We start from the raw sequence: 19754 nt of genomic DNA, 5'->3' as shown, positions 1-19754 counted from the left end.
CGCCCGCATCGTGACCATGGCGCGATAAGTGCCGTTCCTGGAGAAAACCAATTGCTCCGACGGACGTCCTGGGGCGAACCTTGCACGGTTTGAGTCATTCACCGAACAAACCGACGCACACCGAACCATGGGACGTCATGCAGATTCGCGATCTTCCGTACCCGGATCCAGGCGATCCCGATGTCCGGTCAGGCCCACGCTTCCTGTTCTGGCTCGGCCGCAATCAGCTGGGCGGCCAGCTCAAGTCCATGTCCTGGGGCCTTCTGCACCAGTGCTCCCTTGCCGGGCTGCCGCCTGCCGTCGGCTTCGCCGTGCAGGCGGTCGTCGACCGTTCCGGCAGCCGGCTCGCGTGGGCGGGCGGCCTGATCGCCGTCCTGGGTGTGCTGATCGCGCTGGGCGACACCATGCTCCACCGGACCGCCGTCACCAACTGGATCACTGCCGCCGCGCGCGTTCAGCAGCTGCTGGCCCGTAAGACCGCGGAGCTCGGCGCGGCGCTGACCCGCCGGGTCGCCGCGGGCGAGGTCGTCGCGGTGTCCACCGGCGACGTCGAGAAGATCGGCTGGTTCGTCGAGGCGCTCTCCCGCTTCGCGGCGGCCGCTGCCGCCCTCGTACTGATCTGCGTGGGGCTCATCCTCTATCTGCCTTCGCTGGGCGTCCTGGTGGCACTCGCCATGCCGTTGCTGGCACTGGCCGTGCTGCCGCTGCTCCCCCGGGCCACCCGGCGCGCCGACCTCCAGCGCGAAAAGGCGGGCAAGGCCACCGAACTGGCCTCGGACACCGTTGCCGGGCTGCGGGTACTGCGCGGGATCGGCGGCGAGGAGCTGTTCCTGGGCCGCTACCGGCGCGCCTCGCAGGAGGTCCGCAAGGCCGCGGTGCGCAGCGCGCGGATGTGGTCGCTGATCTCGGCGATCCAGGTGCTTCTGCCGGGCGTGCTGCTCATCTCGCTCGTCGTGTACGGCGCGACGCTGGCCCGCGACGGCCGGATCGAGGTCGGTCAGCTGGTCACGGTGTACAGCGCGGCGTCACTGCTGCTGTTTCCGCTGCGCCACTTCGAGGAGATCGCGATGGCGTACTCCTTCTCGCGGCCCTCCGCCCAGCGCGCGGTCCGGGTGCTGTCGCTGCACCGCACGGACCGGCCGTCGACCGTCGACGCAACACCGACCGGCGATCTGTACGACCCGGTCACCGGGCTGATGGCCCCGGCCGGCCTGTTCACCGCGGTGGTCTGCGGAGATCCGGACGAGGCGGGCCGGCTGGCCGAGCGTCTCGGCGGACACGCGCATGCAGACGCGGACTCGGACGAGGTCGGGAACGCGAACGGGAACGGGAACCGGGCCAAGGATTCGACGGAGAGCGGAGCGCGCGACTCCACGGACGACGCCAGAACCGAGCAGAAGACCCCGTCCGTCCTGCTCGGTGGCGTACCGCTGGACGAACTCCCGCTGGACTCGGCGCGGACCGCCGTACTGGTCCAGGACAAGGACCCGGTACTGCTCTCCGGCACGCTGCGCGAGCTGCTCGACGTTCCGTCGTCCGGCCGGGTGGCCGCCGAGGACGCACTGTCCGCCGCCCAGTGCGGCGATGTGCTGGACTCATTGGCGCAGGCGTCCGTCGCCACGGACGGCGACCCGATGACGACACGCATCACCGAACGCGGCCGGTCGCTCTCGGGCGGCCAGCGCCAGAGGCTCGCACTGGCCCGCTCGTTGGTGACCGACCCGGAGGCACTGGTTCTCGACGAGCCGACCTCCGCCGTCGACTCGCACACGGAGGCCCGGGTCGCCGCCGGAATCAAGGCACTGCGCCAGGGCCGCACGACCGTGGCGTTCGCCTCGTCACCGCTGCTGCTCGACCTCGCGGACCGGGTGGTGCTGGTGCACCGGGGCGCGGTCGTCGCGGTCGGCGCACACCGTGAACTCCTGCACACGGACCCCCGCTACCGGGCAGTCGTGACGCGCGAGACGGACGACGAAATCGCGGTCCTGACCTCTCAGGACGCGATCAAGAGGATCAGGACGACCGAGGAAATCGAGGAACGGGCATGACCCGCGTCGCAGAACCGGCGTACGACCCGGCCGCACCGGAGTCGGCGACGACCCTGCCGGTCGGCACCCCCACCACCGTACGGAGCTACGTACGTGAGCTGCTGCGGCGCCACCGCAGGCCGTTCACCGTGCTCATCTCGTTCAACGCCATCGCGGTGATCGCCTCGATCGTCGGCCCGTATCTGCTCGGCGGGCTGGTCGAGGACCTCTCCGACGGCGTCACCGACCTGCATCTGGAGCGCACCGCCGGGGTGTTCGCGCTCGCGCTGATCGTGCAGACCGTGTTCACCCGGATGATGCGCCTGCGCAGCGCGATGCTCGGTGAGGAGATGCTGGCCGATCTGCGCGAGGACTTCCTCGTACGGTCGGTCGGGCTGCCGCCGGGCGTGCTGGAGCGGGCCGGGACCGGTGATCTGCTCTCCAGGATCACCACGGACATCGACCGGTTGGCCAACGCGATGCGCGAGGCCGTGCCGCAGCTGGCGATCGGTGTGGTGTGGGCGGGGCTGCTCCTGACCGCACTCGCCGTGACGGCTCCGCCGCTGGCCCTCTCGGTTCTGGTCGCCCTGCCCGTCCTGATCCTCGGCTGCCGCTGGTACTTCAGGCGGGCGCCGTCCGCGTACCGTTCGGAGGCCGCCGGATATGCGGCGGTCGCGGCGATGCTCGCGGAGACCGTGGATGCCGGACGGACCGTGGAGGCCCACCGTCTGGGTGCGCGCCGGGTGGCGCTGTCGGACCGGCGGATCAAGGAGTGGACGGCGTGGGAGCGGTACACGCTCTTCCTGCGTTCCGTGCTCTTCCCCGTCATCAATGTCACCTATGTGGTGATTCTCGGCGCGGTGCTGATGCTCGGCGGCTGGTTCGTCATCGAGGGCTGGCTGACCGTGGGGCAGCTGACGACGGGTGCGCTGCTGGCGCAGATGATGGTCGACCCGATCGGCCTGATCCTGCGCTGGTACGACGAGTTGCAGGTCGCGCAGGTGTCGCTGGCCCGGCTGGTCGGCGTACGGGACATCGAGCCGGACGCGGGCGATGCGGAGGTCGTCCCGGACGGCCGTGATGTCCGGGCGGACGAGGTGCACTTCGGCTACCGCGCCGGGCTCGACGTCCTGCACAAGGTGTCATTGGACGTCGCACCGGGTACGCGCCTCGCGCTGGTCGGCCCGTCCGGTGCCGGCAAGTCCACGCTGGGCCGGCTGCTGGCCGGGATCTACGCCCCGCGTACGGGTGAAGTCACGCTCGGTGGCGCGGAGTTGTCACGGATGAAGGCGGAGCGCGTACGTACGCACGTGGCGCTGGTCAACCAGGAGCACCATGTGTTCGTCGGTTCGCTGCGGGACAACCTCCTGCTGGCCCGTGCCGGCGCCGGGGACACCGAGCTGTGGGCGTCGCTCGCGGCGGTCGACGCGGACGGCTGGGCAAGGGCCCTGGAGGAGGGGCTGGACTCCGAGGTCGGCTCCGGCGGCCTGGCGCTGACGCCGGCTCAGGCCCAGCAGATCGCGCTGGCCCGGCTGGTCCTGGCCGATCCGCACACGCTGGTGCTGGACGAGGCGACGTCGTTGCTGGACCCGCGGGCCGCACGGCACCTGGAGCGTTCGTTGGCCCGGGTGCTGGACGGTCGCACGGTCGTGGCGATCGCCCACCGGCTGCACACCGCACACGACGCGGATGTGATCGCGGTGGTGGAAAGCGGCCGGATCAGTGAGCTGGGCAGTCACGACGAGCTGGTGGCGGCGGACGGCGCCTATGCGGCGCTGTGGCGCTCCTGGCACGGCTGAGAAGGCCTGCGCGCCTCTGTGCAGGTTCTGCGTCTCGATGGACAGTGCACGCGTGAAATGGACAGCAGATGGGCAATTTCGGGGTGCTGCGGCCACTGACGACGTTCAGTAACTACGGTGCACAGCATGGCCGTCAGGAGTCCGGTCCGATCCAGCGGGAGGCACGCACCGACGGCACCGATCCGCTACTACGACGGGTCGGTGCGCAAGATCCCCTTCAGGGCTCGCGGTTCGCGGTCTTCACATGGCCATTTGCCATGGCGGAGTTTTCACTCCGTCCACGGCAAATGGCCAAGGACTCACCGATGAGGCCTGGCGAGTCTTCTCCTCGATAAAACCGGGTCAGGAGAGATGGGACAGCGATAGCCTGCCGGGGTGTCGATTCGCTATTACCTCTACATCAGCGACGCCAAGGTCGACATGCTGCTCTCGCAGATCGACCCGTCCTTCGCCGGTCGACGCACCACAGAGGCCGGCATGAGCTTGAAGCTCTTCAGTTTCAAGCGCAGTGTCGAGGCGTCCGCGCCGGACCGGGTGGCCAGGCTGGAGCGGGTGCTCGAGCACCTGCGCGAGCACGAACAGACAGGGTCGGTGGACGATCCAGGTCCCTATTTCCGCGGCACCCTGCCGATGCAGTGGGGGCCGTTGCGCGGCGAGGGCGGTGGGTCGTCGGTGTACTTCGGCGGCCGGACCGCGCGGACGATTGTCGGGCTCGGTGGAGCCGGCAGCCATGTGCTCGGCGGGAGCGCTCCGCAGGATCCGGTGTTCGCGGCGTCCTCGATGCCGTCACTGCTCGCGGGTCTCGCCGCGGCCTTCGCCGCTGACGGCGTCGAGATGCCCTCTGACCCGTCGGCACTGGCCTGGGTGCACTCCGCCGGACGCCTTCTGCGCGGTCCGGCGCAGTCCGTGGAATTCGTGGCCCGGCGCCTGCTGGAGGGCGCCAGCCCGTACCCCGAACTGGACCCCCGTCCGGACATGCGGGTACTCCTGGGCAGTCCTCTGTACGTCGCCATGGCCGACTGATGGCACCGCAGAGCTGGCAGCCCGGCGAGGTGATCCTCGACCTGTACGAGGTGCTGGACGTCGTACACAGCGGCGGTATGGGCGTGGTCCACCGTGTGCGGCACCGCGGCTGGAACGTCGACCTCGCGGTGAAGACACCCCGCCCGGAACTGGTCGCCTCGGCCGGGGGCAGACGCAGGTTCGAGGCGGAGGCGGGCACCTGGGTCGGTCTCGGGCTGCACCCGCACACGGTCAACTGCTCGTACGTCCGGACCGTCGACGGGCTGCCCCGAGTCTTCGCCGAGTGGGTGGACGGCGGCAGCCTCGCCGAGGCCGTCACCGACGGCAGGCTCTACGAGGGCGGCCCGGTCACCGCCCTGCGGCGGATCCTCGACATCGCCGTGCAGATCGCATGGGGCCTGGACCACGCGCACGCCGCCGGGCTGGTCCACCAGGACGTCAAACCCGCGAACGTGATGCTCGAACCCGACGGCACCGCCAAGGTCACCGACTTCGGCCTGGCCGGGATGCGCCCGGCCCGCGACAAAACCCCGCACGGCCCGCCGCCCGACGTCACCTTCGGCGGGATGACGCCCGCCTACTGCTCCCCCGAGCAGGCACTCGCCGCCACCGGGCGGCGGGAGATCCGGCTGACGTCCGCAACCGACGTGTGGTCATGGGCGCTCACCGTGCTGGAGCTGTTCACCGGCCGGCGCCCGACCCGGCACGGCCAGGCCGCTGCCGAAGCGCTCGATGAACTGATGGCGGGCGGGCCGGCCGACGCCCGGGTGCCCACCGTGCCCCCGGCGGTCGTCGGGTTGCTGCGCCAGTGCTTCGTGACCACCCCCGAGGCCCGCCCGACTCTGGGAGATCTCGCCGGCGTCCTCGGTGGTCTGTACGGCGACCTCACGGGCACGCCGTTCCCCCGGAGAGCGCCGCAGGCTGTCGGGCTGCTGGCCGACGGGCTGTCCAACCAGGCACTGTCCCTGCTCGACCTGGGACGCGCCGAGGAGGCGGAGGCACTGTGGCGGGAGGCGATCGCAGCCGACCCCCACCATCCGATCGCCGGCTTCAACTACGGCCTGTACCTGTGGCGCAAGGGAGACAAGACCGACCTGGAGCTGGTCGCCGAATTGGAGGCCGTCCGGGACGTCGGCGGGGACGCCCGGCTCGCCGGCCGCCTGCTGGGATTCGTCCACCTCGAGCGCGACGACCGGGAGCGGGCCGTCGAACTGCTGCGAGAGGCCGCACGTGAGGAGCCGGATTCGGCGGAGATCACCGAGGCTCTGGCCGAGGCGGAGCGCCGTCCCGGCCTGCGGCCGGTCGTCCTCACCGGGCACGTCAACAGCGTCACCGCGGTGGCCGTGACCGCCGACGGGCGCCGGGTTCTGGCCGGCGACTACCACGGAGGCGTACGCCTGTGGGCGGCGGACAGCGGCCGCTGCCTGCACGAGCTGACCCCCGATGGCGCCAATGTCGTCGCAACCGCCGTCGACGCCGAGGGCCTGACCGGCCTGGTGGTCCGCGGCGAGGCTCCGTTGGAGATGTGGGACCTCACCCGCGGCGAGCGGGTGCCACTGCCGGACGGGATCGAAACCGCGTCCGTCACCGCGGTCGCGCTCAGCGGTGACGGTACGGTCGCCGCCACCGGTCACTCTGACGGAACCTTGCAGTTCTGGAACCTCCGCACCGGGGAGACCCTGTGGCGGGTGCGGGGCCATGGAGGGCCCGTGGACGCCATGAGCCTGAGCGTCGACGGCGCCGTCGCACTGTCCGCCTCGTCCGACATGTCGCAAGATCAGACGGTCCGCGTCTGGGACGTCGCCGGCGGACGGTGTCATGCGGTTCTGACCGCGCCGTCGGACGAGCGGGGACACGGGTCCTGGGGGGCGGTCCACTACGGCAGCGCGCTCTCGGCCGACGCGCGGCACGCGCTGCAGATCTGGGCCGAAGGACCGATGGTCCTGTGGGACTCCCGGACAAGCCGTGTCGTCGCCGAGGTACGGCACCACCTCCGGCACGTGGACATCAGTGCGCTCGCCCCGAGCGGCTCCCTCGCGGTCGTGGGAATCAGCGGCGTACCGGTGTGCATGTGGGAACCGCTGACCGGCCGCTGCCTGCGCACGCTCGAATCCGAGGATCCGGACCGCGCGGACGACACGACATTCGCCCGATCCGCCGCTGTCAGTGCCGACGGCCGCACCGCTGTTCTGGGTCTGTACGAGGCGATCCGCGTGCAGCCGATGCCGTCGGTCGGCTACCGGGCCCCCTGGGCCTATGCCCGTCCCAAGGCCGCAGAGGAACTGACCGACCACGGCGAGCGGTTCCGGGCCCGGATGGAGCAGGCACTCGGGCTCGCACGCCAGGGGCGGTTCGCGCAGGGCGCGGACTGTCTGCGGGCCGCGGAGGCGGTTCCCGGCTTCGAGCGGCACCCCGAACTGCGGGACGTCTGGAGACATGTGGGCCGGCACGGGCGCCGGACGGGGCTGCGCGGCGCGTGGTCGGGTTTCGACCTCGACGGGGCCGGGCACTTCCCCGATCCGCTCACACTGGCGCTCAGCCGGTCCGGCAACTACTTCGCCACTGTCCGGCTCGAGGGACCGATCGACGTCTGGAATGCGGCCGACGGCCGACGATTCGCCGAATTCACCTGGGATGTCGGGTCGGCGACGACCCTCCTTCTGACCGGCGACGACCAGGCGGCCGTCATCCACGACAAGCACCACCGGAACGTCTCCTTGCTCGATCTCGTCGGCGACTGCGCCTACCCCCTGTCGAGCACCGGCAAGGTCGAAGCGATGGCGATGACTCCGGCGGGGGACCGGGTGCTCACCGGCGAGAGCAGCGGCGAACTGCGCTGGTGCGATCTGGAGATCGACAGGGCGCAGCGCACGGTCAATGCGCGTTGGGGCACCGTCACGTCCCATCGCCATGCTGTGGTCGCGGTCGCCATCAGCGTCGACGGCCGGTTCGCGGCGTCGAGGGCCCATACCCGCGGGGCTGTGTCCGAGACCTGGTACCGCCATGAGGACGAGATCTGCCTGTGGGATCTGCGATCGGGCGAGCAGCTGTGGAATCGCACCGAGCGGCCTCCCGGACTCGGCCTGGGCTTCAGCCCTGACGGCCGAACACTGCTGGACTACGGCGGCCACGGCCTGTGGGCCTTCGACACCCTGACGGGCCGGCAACTCTACTCGGTGGAGGGCATCAACAACGAACACATTCTGGCGACCAGCGCCGACAGCCGACGGGGAGTGACCGCCGACTACTCGACGCTGACCGTGTTCGACCTCGCCACGGGTCGCGTCCTGCGATCGATCCCCGACGCGGGCGAGACCACGGCGCTCGCCCTCACCGGCGAGGGCCGGTTCGCCGTGACCGGCGTCCGCGGGCGGCAGATCCGCGTCTGGGACCTGGACACCGGCCGCCTGCTGCGCACTCTGGAGGGACATCGGAGCAAGGTGCACACCTTGGCCCTCAGCGAAGACGACCACCGGCTGGTGAGCGGCGACTACGACGGCACTGTCCGGGGGTGGGAGCTCAACTGGGACTTCGACTTCACGCTGCAGTCGTCACCCGGCGGGGAAGGCCGCGGGTAGCGTGCCTCCCTCGGTGTCGTTGACCGTCCGCGCCGGTTCGTCCACCGAGGTCCACACCTTCACCCGCCGCACCACCTGCCTGGTCGGACGCGGCGAGGAATGCGGCATCCGGCTGGCCCGGAGCGAGAAGAAGGTCTCCCGCCACCACTGCATGTTCGACGTCAGTCCTCCGCACCTGCGGGTGAAGGATCTCGGCAGCCGCAACGGCACGTACGTCAACGGGAGGCCGCTGAAGGGGAGCCCAGCAGCCTGGGAGCTGACCGATGGAGACGAGATCCGCCTCGGAAATGCGCTCCTGCTGGTCACGGTCACCGACGCGAAGCCCGCGACCGTGCCCGATGCCCGCCAGGACCCCGCCGACGCCCTGCACACGCTGCTGGCCGCCGCGGAGGCGGGCGAAAGCGACCTCACCGCGATCCGCGGCTACCAACTGCTCCAGGAGCTCGGCCGTGGCGGGCAGGGCGTCGTCCACCTCGCCCGCCGGGAGGAGACCGGTGAACTCCTCGCCTTGAAAACGCTGTTGGCCCATGGTTCCGTCAGCCGGGCGGCCCGCGACGGGTTCCTGCGCGAGTTCGCCTGCACGCGGGCCCTGCGGCACCGCAATGTGGTCGCCTTTCACGGTGGCGGCGTGCACGGCAGCATGCTCTACTTCACCTGCGAGTTCTGCCGTTGGGGCAGTGTCGCCGACCGGGTCGTCCGGGCCGGCGGCAGACTGAGCGTCGAACATGCGCTGGCGATCACCCTGCAGACGCTGCGCGGCCTTGAATACGCGCACGCCGCGGAGGTACCCGTACGACTCCCCGACGGGACCGACACCGTGAGTCACGGGCTGGTGCATCGCGACATCAAACCGCAGAATCTGCTGCTCGCCGGCGACCGGGAGCGGATGACACTCAAGATTGCGGACTTCGGCCTGGCCAAGGCGTTCGACAGCGCCGGACTGTCCGGGCACACCCTGACCGGCGCGATGGGCGGAAGCCTGGCCTTCATGCCGCGCGGCCAGGTGATCGACTTCAAGTACGCTCGCCCGGAGGTCGATCTGTGGGCCGTGACAGCCTGCCTGTACTGGATGCTCACCGGCTCGGCCCCACGTGACTTCCCGCCCGGCACCGACCCGGTCGCCGTCGTCCTGCGCGAGAAGCCGGTGCCGGTACGTGACCGATTGCCCTCTCTCCCCCGGCGGCTCGCCGAGCTGATCGACGCCGCCCTCGTCGACCGGCCCCGGATCACTCCGACCACCGCCTCCGACCTTCGGAGCGCGATCCGTGAGGCCATGTGAGGCGCGCCCTCCGCTGCGACCGGAGAGGCCGAGGGTCGCGGCCTCTGCGTGGGCATCTGCGATCGGACGCCACCCGACTACGCCGAAGCCCTGCCCTGAGGTCACCCGTACAGACTCGTGAACGCAGCCGGTTCCGGGTTTCGCTGCGCCCGACGGCTCCTCAGTCGCGCCGCGAGGCCCGGACGATACGGGCGACGATCTCTTCCGCGACGGCCTCCACGTCGGCGTCCACGACGAGGTCCACATTGCCGTCCGGATCGCCCGTGAAGACGGTCAGCCCTTCGTCGGTGACCTCGACCGTGCCGCGTTCGGTGGTGTAGAGGTCGGGGCGCAGCAGGGAGAGCGCGGTGATCGGGTCGTGCGGGACGCTCCACGGTTCGCCGGTGAAGCCGGTCCAGGCGTCGATCTCGCGGGCGAGCGCCGCCCCGTACGCGCCGGCCTCACGGATCGCTTCGATGCCGGGCTGTTCGATGCGCAGCCGCGTGGTGATGTCCAGGCCGGTGACGACGGTGCGGATGCCGGAGCCGAAGACGGCACGGGCGGCCGTGATGTCGCTGAGGATGTTGTGCTCAGCCTTGGCTCCGGGCCCGAAGCTGCCGCCCATCATGTAGAGGGTGCGTACGCCTGCGGCGAAGCGGTCGTCGAGCCTGATCGCGCGGGCGATGTTGGCGAGCGGGGCGATGGCGATGACATCGCTCGCGCCGGGCCGGGCGAGAACGGAGTCGACGAGGAAGCGGTCGGCGGCGACGGTGTCGCGTACCGGCTCGGTCTCCAGGTCGGTGAAGGCCCTGCCCTCGTGTCCGGCCCACCAGACCTCCTTGCCGGAGAGGGTCTCGGTGGCTCCGGGGACAACGGTGAGGTCGTGTCCGGCGAGAGCGCCGAGCCGGTGCGCGAGGCGGGCCCGGAGCAGGGTGTCGCCGTAGACGGTGGTGATTCCGGTGATCCGGGCCTCGGGTGAGCCGAGCAGCACACCGAGGGCGAGCGCGTCGTCGACATCGCTGCCGATGTCGGTGTCGAGGAGGATGTCGGCGGGGGGGTGGTTCACGGTGTTCCTCGGGTCGGTGGGGATGGGTTTCGGTGTTCTGGCGGTCGGTTCAGCGGCCGTCACTTCAGACCGCTGCCCGCGATCGACTGTGTGAAATACCGCTGCAGGCGCAGCAGGACGACGAGCGGGATGACGGTCAGGACGACGGCGGCGGCGAACACCTGGCCGTAGTCGACGACCATCTGGCCCTGAAGGGTGCCGAGGGCGATCGGGCCGAGTTGTTTGTCCGGTTCGGTGCCGACGAGCAGCGGCCACATGTAGGACTGCCACTGGAAGGTGAACAGGGTGAGTCCGGCGCCGATCAAGGCGGGCCACGACAGGGGCACGTAGACCTTCCGGAAGATGCCCCACCAGCCGAGCCCGTCCATCCGGGCGGCCTCGACGAGTTCGCGCGGGATGGCCAGGAAGAACTGGCGCAGCAGGAAGATCGCCAGGCCGTTGCCGATGCCGGGCAGGATCAGTCCGGTGTAGGTGTTCTGCAGGCCCCAGTCGCGGAAGATGTCCGAGAGCGGGATCGCTATGGCGTCGAACGGGATCATGAAGCTGAGCAGGATCACGGCGAAGACGAGGCCGCGGCCGCGGAATTGGAACACCGAGAGCGCGAACGCGGCCATTGCGGAGAGCAGCAGCCCGAGCAGGACGGTGGCGGCTGCCACGCCGATGGAGTTGAGCACGGCGCGGCCGAAGTCGCCCTGGAAGAGCGTCACATAGTTGTGCAGCGTGGCGTCGGTCGGGATCAGGCTGTCCCAGGAGAGCCGGTCGAGTCCGGCCAGGACCTTGTCGCCGGGGCGGAGCGATCCGGTGAGCACCCACAGGAGCGGGAGGGCGAAGAGCACGCCGATGACGACGGCGGTGGCGAGCGGCATGTGCCTCAGCGCGGAGGGGCGGCGTCCCGTCGGCTGCTGGGGGGCGGTCGTTGTCTTCATCGATTCACTCCTCGCCCTTGCCCTGCATCATCCGGAACTGGACGGCGACGACCGCGAGGGTGATCGCGACGAGCACCACCACTTCGGCCTGGGCGAAGTTGATGTCGCCGACGCTGTATGCGCGGCGGAACACGTCGTACATCATGAGATTGGTCGAGCCGTCGGGACCGCCGCGGGTCAGCAGTTGCACGGGGGCGAACACCAGGAAGTTGGAGACGGTGTCGGCGACCAGTACGAAGGCGAGCGGGCGGCGCAGCAGCGGCAGCGTGACATGGACGAACCGCTGCCAGGCGGAGGCGCCGTCGACGGCGGCCGCGTCGTAGCACTCCTGCGGGATGTCCTGCAGCCCGGCGATGAGGAACATCATCCAGTAGCCGACGCCTACCCATGACATCAGCACGATGAGCGCGAAGAGTGCCTGTTGCGAGCTGGTGAGGAAGGGCTGCGGCCCAATGCCCATCGTGCCGAGGATCGCGTTGAGCGGCCCTTCGGGGCGGTAGAGGATGCCCCAGATGACCGCGGAGACGGCCGGCGGCACGGCAATGGGCGCGAAGACCAGCGACCGCCAGAAGCGGACACCCGCGAAACGGCGGTTCAGCAGCACGGCGAGGCCGAGGGCGATCAGTACCTGGAGCGGGTTGATGACCAGGCTGAACAGCAGTGTCACGCGGACGCTCTGCCAGAACTGGCTGTCGCCGAAGAGGTCCGCGTAGTTGTCGAAGCCGACGAAGGTGGTGACGCCGTCGACCAGGCTGTGGTGGCGCAGGCTGCTGACGAGTGCCATCGCGGCGGGCAGCAGTCGCAGGACCACGAGGGCGAGCAGTGCGGGCGCCAGGAAGTACAGGGCGGTCCTGCCCTGCGAGGTGGGGCGGCGCGGTGTGCGCTTCGGGGAGCGGGTTGTTGTGGTGGTCATCGCAGTCGCTCCCAGGTGCGCACCAGTTCTCCGGAGGCTTTCGCCAGCCGGGGTTCCACTGCGAGGCCATTGCGGATGTCGGAGAAAGCGGAGCCCATGACGGTCTCGAACTGGGTGTAGCCGATGCTGCGCGGCCGGCTGACGGCAGTGTGCGCGAGTTCGTACCGCATGATCGTGGCCACGTCGGCGGTGCTCTTCGTTGCCTTGTGCTCCAGGTCCGCCGCATAGCGGTCGAAGGCCTTGCGGTTCGACGGGATGAGCGGGGACGCCTCGACGGTCGCGAGGCTGCCGTCGGTGGTCAGGGCGGCGTACTCCATGAACCGCAGTGCCGCGTCGGGGTGTTCGGCGTACGGGTTCACACCCCAGGACCAGGAGTCGGTGGGGGTGACGGCGCGGCCGTGGGCGAACCTCGGCTGCGGCGCGGCGCCCCAGGCGAAGTCCTTGAGTCCGGCGAAGGCACCGAGGTTCCACGGGCCGCCGACGAAGAACGGCACCCGGCCCGAGGTGAAGAGCGAGGAGAGCTGGTACGAGGGGACGCCGCGCGGCGACGAGCCGTCGGCGAAGAGCGTGCGGTACCAGTCGAGGGCGTCGATCCAGCCCTGGGTGGTGACGGCGGGGGTGAGCATGTCCTTGCCGGTGATGCCGGAGCCACCGTGCAGGGACTCGATGAGCGGCTGGAGCCCGTAATAGAGGTCGGTCTGTTCCAGCAGCAGGGCATAGTCGGCGCCTGCCCTGTCCATCGTCCGGCGGCCGACGCTCTTGGTCTGCTCCCAGCTCCAGCGGTCTGCGGGGGCCCCTCCGGGGAGCGGTGCGCCGGCCTTGGTGAGCAGGTCCGCGTTGTAGAAGAGGTACTGGGTGGAGGTCCAGATCGGCAGGGAGCGGAGCCTGCCCTGCCAGGAGCTGACGCCGTACTGCTCGGGGGTGACGGCAGCCCTGGTGCGGTCCGCGACCGGGTCGAGGTCGGTGAGGAAGCCGCGGGCGGTGAGTGCAGGTACCCGGGGCTGGTCGACGGTGTACACGTCGATCGCGCTGTCCTTCGCGGAGAGCCGCAGCTGGAGGACGTCGCCGAGCTGGTCGGGAGGCACGGGGGTGTAGTCGATCCGCAGGTCGGGGTTGGCGCGCTCGAAGCCTCGGATGACCGCCCGGAACGTCTCGGGGGTCTCCGGGCCGAGGAACCGTACCGCTGTTCTGTCGTCCGCGGGGCGGCCGCCCGAGCAGCCGGCCAGGGCCGCCGTGGACGCCGCGCCGAGTGCGGCGCCGAGCACGGTTCTGCGGCTGGGAGAGCTCGTCATACGGCTCTCCGGCCTGCGATGGACATCGGTTCTCCAAATCGTTTTGCATAACCCGACTCGGCCTATGTCAGGCGCGATAGCGAGCACCATACAAAACGTTTTGCACAATGGGTAGAGTGACTTCGAACACCAGGACAACAATCCTGGACGACAACGGGAGGCCGATGGTGCAGGGCGGGAGCCGGATCAAGATCGTGGATGTGGCGTCCGAAGCGGGCGTCAGCGTCACCACGGTCTCCCATGTGCTGAGCGGCCGCCGCCCGGTCTCGGCCACCACACGCGCCCGGGTCGAGGACGTCATACAGCGACTCGGCTACCAGGCCGACCCCTCGGCGCGAGGTCTGCGCACCCAGCGCACCCGCACCCTGGGCCTGGTCGTCCCGGACATCACCAACCCGTTCAACACCTCGATCGCCGCGGGCATGCAGGAGATCGCATTGACCCACGAGTATCTGACGGTGGTCTGCGAGGCCCCGATGGACGGCCCGCACCTGCCGGCGGTGATCCGGCAGCTGGTTGCGCGCCGTATCGACGGCATCGTGATCGGCCGATACGGCGCCACCCGGCGCGATCTGGACCGGATCGTGGCCTCGGGATCGAAACTGGTACGGCTCGGCGGACGGCTGGAGCCGGCGCTCGGCGATGTGGTCAGGGCGGCCGAGACCGAGGGGATGTACGACCTGGTCAGCCATCTGGTGGGCCTCGGCTACCGGCGTATCGCCTTCATCGGTGGTGCGCCGGGGGTGGAGCCGGGCGAGGAACGCTTCGCGGGCTACCGCAAGGCCCTGGAGGCGGCCGGGCTGCCGGTGCCCGGCGAACTGGTCGCCTGGACCGGCTTCACCCGCGAGGGCGGGCGGGCCGGTGCCACCACCGTGCTGAGCGCCGCGGAGCGGCCGGACGCCGTGGTGTGCGCCAACGACCTGATCGCGATCGGCGCGCTGGACACGGCGCGGGCCGCCGGGCTGCGGGTGCCGCACGACGTGGCGATCACCGGGTACGACGACATCGAGGCGGCCTCACTGGTCTCCCCCGCCCTCACCACGGTCCTCAACCCGGCCCGGGAGATCGGCCGTTCGGCCGCGCAGCTGCTGGTCGACCGGCTCGACGGAGACGGTCCGGGAACGGCCAGGGAGATCGTCCTGGCCCACCGCCTGGTACCCCGCGAGTCGGCCTGATCGCTCCGACGACCTGAACCCGGCCGTCGGACCACAGCCGTCGGACCACGGCGGTCAGATGAAGTTCAGCGCGGCCGCCCCGCCCACTCCCCCGAGCACCATGAAGACCGGCATCAGCACCTTCAGCTCCACCCAGCTGCCGGCCCGGAACCGCATGGCCTTCGGCGGCCCGATCGGGTACCAGCGCTTGCGGCCCAGCGGGATGGGCCACAGGATCGGGCAGCCGGAGACGGTCAGCGCGTCACCGATGTCATGGACGAGGGCGCCGAGCACGATCGGCAGCCCGAGCCACAGATACTCCTGGCCGGGGGCGCTGAACAGCCAGTCCGAGCCGTTCCCCGGCTTGTCCAGGACGCCGGCCAGTATCCAGGCGCTGGTCGCGCCGAGCAGCCACACCAGGACGTCGCTGGACATCCGGGCGGCCCGCCACAGCAGTCCTTCGACGGCGAGCACCAGGTGGACGAAGAGGATCGCCAGGACCGCCCACCGGCCGCCGGTGATCGCCGCGGCAGAGGCCCCGGCGCCGATCAGGACCGCCCACAGCCAGGTGTGTGTCAGGGTCCGGTGGCCACCGTTCCTGCGCGGGTCGCCGGACCCCCGGGTCGCCTTGTAGACGGCGTGCGAGAGCTTGTCGACGATCTCGCAGAGTCCCCGGGAGACCGGCCCGAAGGCGCGCGAGATGGTCGCGGACTTGTGGTCGAGATCCGGGGCGAGCGCGGCTCCGGCGGTGATCAGCGCACCGACGACGAGGACGGGCCACGGCATCGCGTGGCCGGCGGCGGCCGCCGCCGCGCCCACCCCCAGCCAGGCCGCCGCCCCTGACAGAGAGTGTGCCGGTCCCATCATTGTTCTTCCCGCCCCCAAAGTTGTCCTGCTGCCATTGCCGCCCAGGCACGGCCGAGTTGAGTGGGCAGCGTATCGTCCGTGATCTTCATGCGGTCGTCCGGTTCCCTGATCCGGGCGGAAGGCAGGCAAGATGGGGGGCGTGACCCTTATCGATCAGCTGCCCCCGACCGACGACCCCGACGCCCTCTTCGAGGCTTTCTCGTCATGGACGAAGACGCAGGGCATCACCCTCTATCCCGCTCAGGAGGAGGCGCTGATCGAGGTGGTCTCCGGCGCGAATGTGATCCTTTCCACCCCGACCGGCTCCGGAAAGAGCCTGGTCGCGGCGGCTGCGCACTTCACCGCCCTGGCCCAGGACAAGGTCACCTTCTACACCGCACCGATCAAGGCGCTGGTCTCGGAGAAGTTCTTCGACCTGTGCAAGCTGTTCGGTACGGAGAACGTCGGCATGCTCACCGGCGACGCCTCCGTCAACGCCGACGCCCCGGTGATCTGCTGCACGGCCGAGGTGCTGGCCTCCATCGCGCTGCGCGACGGGAAGTACGCCGACATCGGCCAGGTCGTGATGGACGAGTTCCACTTCTACGCCGAGCCGGACCGGGGCTGGGCCTGGCAGATCCCGCTCCTGGAGCTGCCACAGGCCCAGTTCGTCCTGATGTCGGCCACGCTCGGTGACGTCAGGATGTTCGAGGAGGACCTGACCCGCCGCACCGGCCGCCCCACTTCCGTGGTGCGCTCCGCGACCCGGCCGGTCCCGCTGAGCTACGAGTACCGGCTGACCCCGATCACCGAGACCCTCACCGAACTCCTGGACACCCGGCAGTCACCGGTCTACATCGTCCACTTCACCCAGGCCGCGGCCGTCGAGCGGGCGCAGTCGCTGATGAGCATCAATATGTGCACCAAGGAGGAGAAGGAGAAGATCGCCGATCTCATCGGCAACTTCCGCTTCACCACCAAGTTCGGCCAGAATCTCTCCCGCTATGTGCGCCACGGCATCGGGGTGCACCACGCGGGCATGCTGCCGAAGTACCGGCGCCTGGTGGAGAAGCTCGCCCAGGCCGGTCTGCTGAAGGTGATCTGCGGTACCGACACCCTCGGCGTCGGCGTCAACGTACCCATTCGCACAGTGCTGTTCACGGCGCTCACCAAGTACGACGGCACCCGCGTCCGTACGCTGCGCGCCCGTGAGTTCCACCAGATCGCGGGCCGCGCGGGCCGGGCCGGATTCGATACGGCGGGCTTCGTCGTGGCGCAGGCGCCCGAGCACGTCATCGAGAACGAGAAGGCCGTCAAGAAGGCGGGCGACGACCCGAAGAAGAAGCGCAAGGTCGTCCGCAAGAAGGCCCCCGAGGGCTTTGTCGCCTGGTCGGAAACCACCTTCGACAAGCTGATCCAGTCCGATCCGGAGCCGCTGACCTCCCGCTTCCGGGTCACGCACACGATGCTCCTGTCCGTGATCGCGCGCCCCGGCAATGCCTTCGAGGCGATGCGGCATCTGCTGGAGGACAACCACGAGCCGCGCAGGGCGCAGCTGCGTCACATCCGCCGGGCCATCGCGATCTACCGCTCGCTGCTGGACGGCGGTGTCGTGGAGCAGCTCGAAAAGCCTGACGCGGAGGGCCGTATCGTCCGGCTCACCGTCGATCTCCAGCAGGACTTCGCGCTCAACCAGCCGCTGTCCACCTTCGCGTTGGCGGCGTTCGACCTGCTGGACCCCGACTCCCCCTCGTACGCGCTGGACATGGTCTCCGTCGTGGAGTCGACGCTCGACGACCCGCGGCAGATTCTCGCCGCCCAGCAGAACAAGGCGCGCGGCGAAGCGGTCGGGCAGATGAAGGCGGACGGAATCGAGTACGAGGAGCGCATGGAGCTGCTCCAGGACGTCACGTACCCGAAGCCACTGAGCGAGCTGCTGTGGCATGCCTACGACGTGTACCGCAGGAGCCACCCGTGGGTGGGCGACCACCCGGTGTCGCCGAAGTCCGTGATCCGTGACATGTACGAACGCGCCATGACGTTCACGGAGTTCACCTCCAACTACGAGCTGGCCCGCACCGAGGGCATCGTGCTGCGGTATCTCGCCGGCGCGTACAAGGCTCTTGAGCACACCATCCCGGACGACATCAAGTCCGAGGACCTGGAGGACCTGATCGCCTGGCTCGGCGAGATGGTCCGTCAGGTGGACTCCAGCCTCCTCGACGAGTGGGAGCAGCTCGCCAACCCGGAGGTGGAGACCGCCGAGGAGGCGCAGGAGCGGGCCGACGAGGTGAAGCCGGTCACAGCCAACGCCCGCGCCTTCCGGGTGCTGGTGCGCAACGCGATGTTCCGCCGGGTGGAACTGGCCGCGCTGGACAAGGTCGCCGCGCTCGGCGAGCTGGACGGCGACGCGGGGTGGGACGAGGACGCGTGGGGCGAGGCGATGGACGCCTACTGGGACGAGTACGAGGATCTGGGTACCGGTCCGGACGCCCGCGGGCCGAAGCTGCTGAAGATCGACGAGGACGCCGCGCACGGCCTGTGGCGGGTCCGGCAGACCTTCGCCGACCCGAACGGCGACCACGACTGGGGCATCAGCGCCGAGATCGATCTGGCGGCTTCCGACGAAGAGGGCCGGGCGGTCGTCAGGGTCACCTCGGTCGGCCAGCTGTGACCTCGCCCGCCATGCATACGGCACCCCTGCGAGAGTGGAGACGAACCGCATGACGAACCCCGCCGAGCGCCTGGTCGATCTCCTCGACCTGGAACGGATCGAGGTCAATATCTTCCGTGGCCGCAGCCCCCAGGAATCCCTGCAGCGGGTCTTCGGCGGGCAGGTCGCCGGGCAGGCCCTCGTGGCGGCCGGCCGTACCACCGACGGGGACCGGCCTGTCCATTCCCTGCATGCCTACTTCCTGCGTCCGGGGCGTCCGGGTGTGCCGATCGTCTACGACGTCGAGCGTGTCCGGGACGGCCGGTCGTTCACCACCCGCCGGGTCACAGCCGTCCAGCAGGGCCGGACGATCTTCAATCTGACGGCGTCCTTCCACCGGCCGGAGGAGGCGGGCTTCGAGCACCAGTTGCCGCCCGCCCGCGAGGTCCCCGACCCCGAGGGGCTGCCGACCGTCGCCGAGGAGGTGCGTGAGCACCTCGGGGCGCTTCCGGAGGCGCTGGAGCGCATGGCCCGCCGGCAGCCCTTCGACATCCGGTACGTCGACCGGCTGCGCTGGACGCAGGAGGAGACCAAGGGCGCGGACCCGCGCAGCGCGGTCTGGATGCGTGCGGTCGGCCCGCTGGGCGACGATCCGCTGGTGCACACCTGCGCGCTGACGTATGCCAGTGACATGACGCTGCTCGACGCGGTCCGTATCCCGGTGGAGCCGCTCTGGGGTTCGCGCGGTTTCGACATGGCGTCGCTGGACCACGCGAGCGAGCGGTATTCACACCACTGCTGACCTGCGGGCGCGGCAAAGCCCCGCGCAAGGGCGTCGGTTAGTAGCGGGACGTGAGCCATGCCGCGAGCCCGCTCCCCGTGGTCGTGGCCAGGGCTGCCACCAGCCATCCGGGTACACGCTGAATGGTCAAGTGCAGTACTCCGCAGCGGAGTTCGAACCATGGACGATGTCGGTCTTTAGCCGTGCTTGCTGTCATGTCGGTAGTGCATCACAGGAAACGGCTAATAGGGTTCACCACAGTGAACCTTGTTTTTAGGCCACCCCTAACAGGCCACGAAATGAGTAGAACCCACTGCCGTTGGAGGTGATCCCCCATGCCCCGAAGACCCCGCCCCCCTTGCTCTGTCCCTGACTGCCCCGAGCTGACAGCGCGACGCCCCGGCGTCAGAGCCCCTGTATCTCCGCCGGCCAACCGCG

13 protein-coding genes are annotated in these 19754 nt (G+C 69.8%); 8 read left to right on the top strand and 5 right to left on the bottom strand.

The genetic code is table 11. The features are described from left to right. Positions 1-137 precede the first annotated feature (137 nt). The 5 genes from ACFVYE_RS09510 to ACFVYE_RS09490 all read left to right on the top strand — a co-directional run bounded on the left by ACFVYE_RS09510 (position 138) and on the right by ACFVYE_RS09490 (position 9706). A complete protein-coding gene (locus tag ACFVYE_RS09510) occupies positions 138-2048 on the top strand; it encodes an ABC transporter transmembrane domain-containing protein (protein ID WP_383961478.1) in 1911 nt (636 codons plus the stop codon). Continuing rightward, positions 2045-3826 carry an ABC transporter ATP-binding protein gene (locus ACFVYE_RS09505; RefSeq protein WP_389604866.1) on the top strand — a complete coding sequence of 594 codons (1782 nt, stop codon included), beginning with the start codon at positions 2045-2047 and terminating at the stop codon, positions 3824-3826. Before ACFVYE_RS09510 ends, ACFVYE_RS09505 begins: the two co-directional genes overlap by 4 nt. Before the next feature lie 375 nt (positions 3827-4201). Then, positions 4202-4849 carry a DUF7019 family protein gene (locus tag ACFVYE_RS09500; protein ID WP_383961483.1) on the top strand — a complete coding sequence of 216 codons (648 nt, stop codon included), beginning with the start codon at positions 4202-4204 and terminating at the stop codon, positions 4847-4849. Beyond that, positions 4849-8427, top strand: a complete 3579-nt coding sequence (locus ACFVYE_RS09495; protein WP_389604863.1) for a WD40 repeat domain-containing serine/threonine protein kinase — start codon at positions 4849-4851, stop codon at positions 8425-8427. Before ACFVYE_RS09500 ends, ACFVYE_RS09495 begins: the two co-directional genes overlap by 1 nt. 13 nt (positions 8428-8440) lie before the next feature. After that, positions 8441-9706, top strand: coding sequence for a protein kinase (locus ACFVYE_RS09490; protein ID WP_389604861.1), 1266 nt, complete (start codon positions 8441-8443; stop codon positions 9704-9706). A 160-nt stretch (positions 9707-9866) separates the two neighbouring features. Here the strand turns inward: ACFVYE_RS09490 and ACFVYE_RS09485 are convergent, their stop codons facing one another. The 4 genes from ACFVYE_RS09485 to ACFVYE_RS09470 are packed head-to-tail and all read right to left on the bottom strand — an operon-like array spanning position 9867 to position 13882. Then, positions 9867-10751 carry a nucleoside hydrolase gene (locus ACFVYE_RS09485; RefSeq protein ID WP_383961492.1) on the bottom strand — a complete coding sequence of 295 codons (885 nt, stop codon included), beginning with the start codon at positions 10749-10751 and terminating at the stop codon, positions 9867-9869. A 59-nt stretch (positions 10752-10810) separates the two neighbouring features. Further along, entirely contained in the window at positions 10811-11677 is an 867-nt protein-coding gene (locus tag ACFVYE_RS09480) for a carbohydrate ABC transporter permease (protein ID WP_383961495.1), read from the bottom strand. A 4-nt stretch (positions 11678-11681) separates the two neighbouring features. Further along, on the bottom strand, positions 11682-12590 hold the full coding sequence (locus ACFVYE_RS09475) for a carbohydrate ABC transporter permease (RefSeq protein ID WP_383961498.1): 909 nt from the start codon (positions 12588-12590) through the stop codon (positions 11682-11684). After that, positions 12587-13882 (bottom strand): ABC transporter substrate-binding protein, encoded by a 1296-nt coding sequence (locus tag ACFVYE_RS09470; protein ID WP_389604858.1) that lies wholly within the window; start codon positions 13880-13882, stop codon positions 12587-12589. Before ACFVYE_RS09470 ends, ACFVYE_RS09475 begins: the two co-directional genes overlap by 4 nt. A 116-nt stretch (positions 13883-13998) precedes the next feature. On the opposite strand from ACFVYE_RS09470, the gene ACFVYE_RS09465 reads away from it, so the two are divergent. Next, positions 13999-15057, top strand: coding sequence for a LacI family DNA-binding transcriptional regulator (locus ACFVYE_RS09465; RefSeq protein ID WP_383961504.1), 1059 nt, complete (start codon positions 13999-14001; stop codon positions 15055-15057). A gap of 54 nt (positions 15058-15111) precedes the next feature. On the opposite strand, the gene ACFVYE_RS09460 is transcribed toward ACFVYE_RS09465, so the two are convergent. Continuing rightward, positions 15112-15903, bottom strand: coding sequence for a metal-dependent hydrolase (locus ACFVYE_RS09460; protein ID WP_383961507.1), 792 nt, complete (start codon positions 15901-15903; stop codon positions 15112-15114). 139 nt (positions 15904-16042) lie between these two features. Here ACFVYE_RS09460 and ACFVYE_RS09455 point away from each other — a divergent pair, with 139 nt between their 5' ends. Next, complete coding sequence (locus ACFVYE_RS09455) at positions 16043-18556, top strand: DEAD/DEAH box helicase (RefSeq protein WP_383961510.1); 2514 nt, start codon at positions 16043-16045, stop codon at positions 18554-18556. Between the two features lie 49 nt (positions 18557-18605). Then, positions 18606-19337: an acyl-CoA thioesterase gene (locus ACFVYE_RS09450; protein WP_383961513.1), complete on the top strand. Its 732-nt coding sequence runs from the start codon at positions 18606-18608 to the stop codon at positions 19335-19337. Positions 19338-19754 lie beyond the last annotated feature (417 nt).

It is taken from the genome of Streptomyces sp. NPDC058239, assembly GCF_042882185.1.
GTDB lineage: Bacteria > Actinomycetota > Actinomycetes > Streptomycetales > Streptomycetaceae > Streptomyces.
This window is presented reverse-complemented; position numbering and strand designations above follow the sequence as displayed.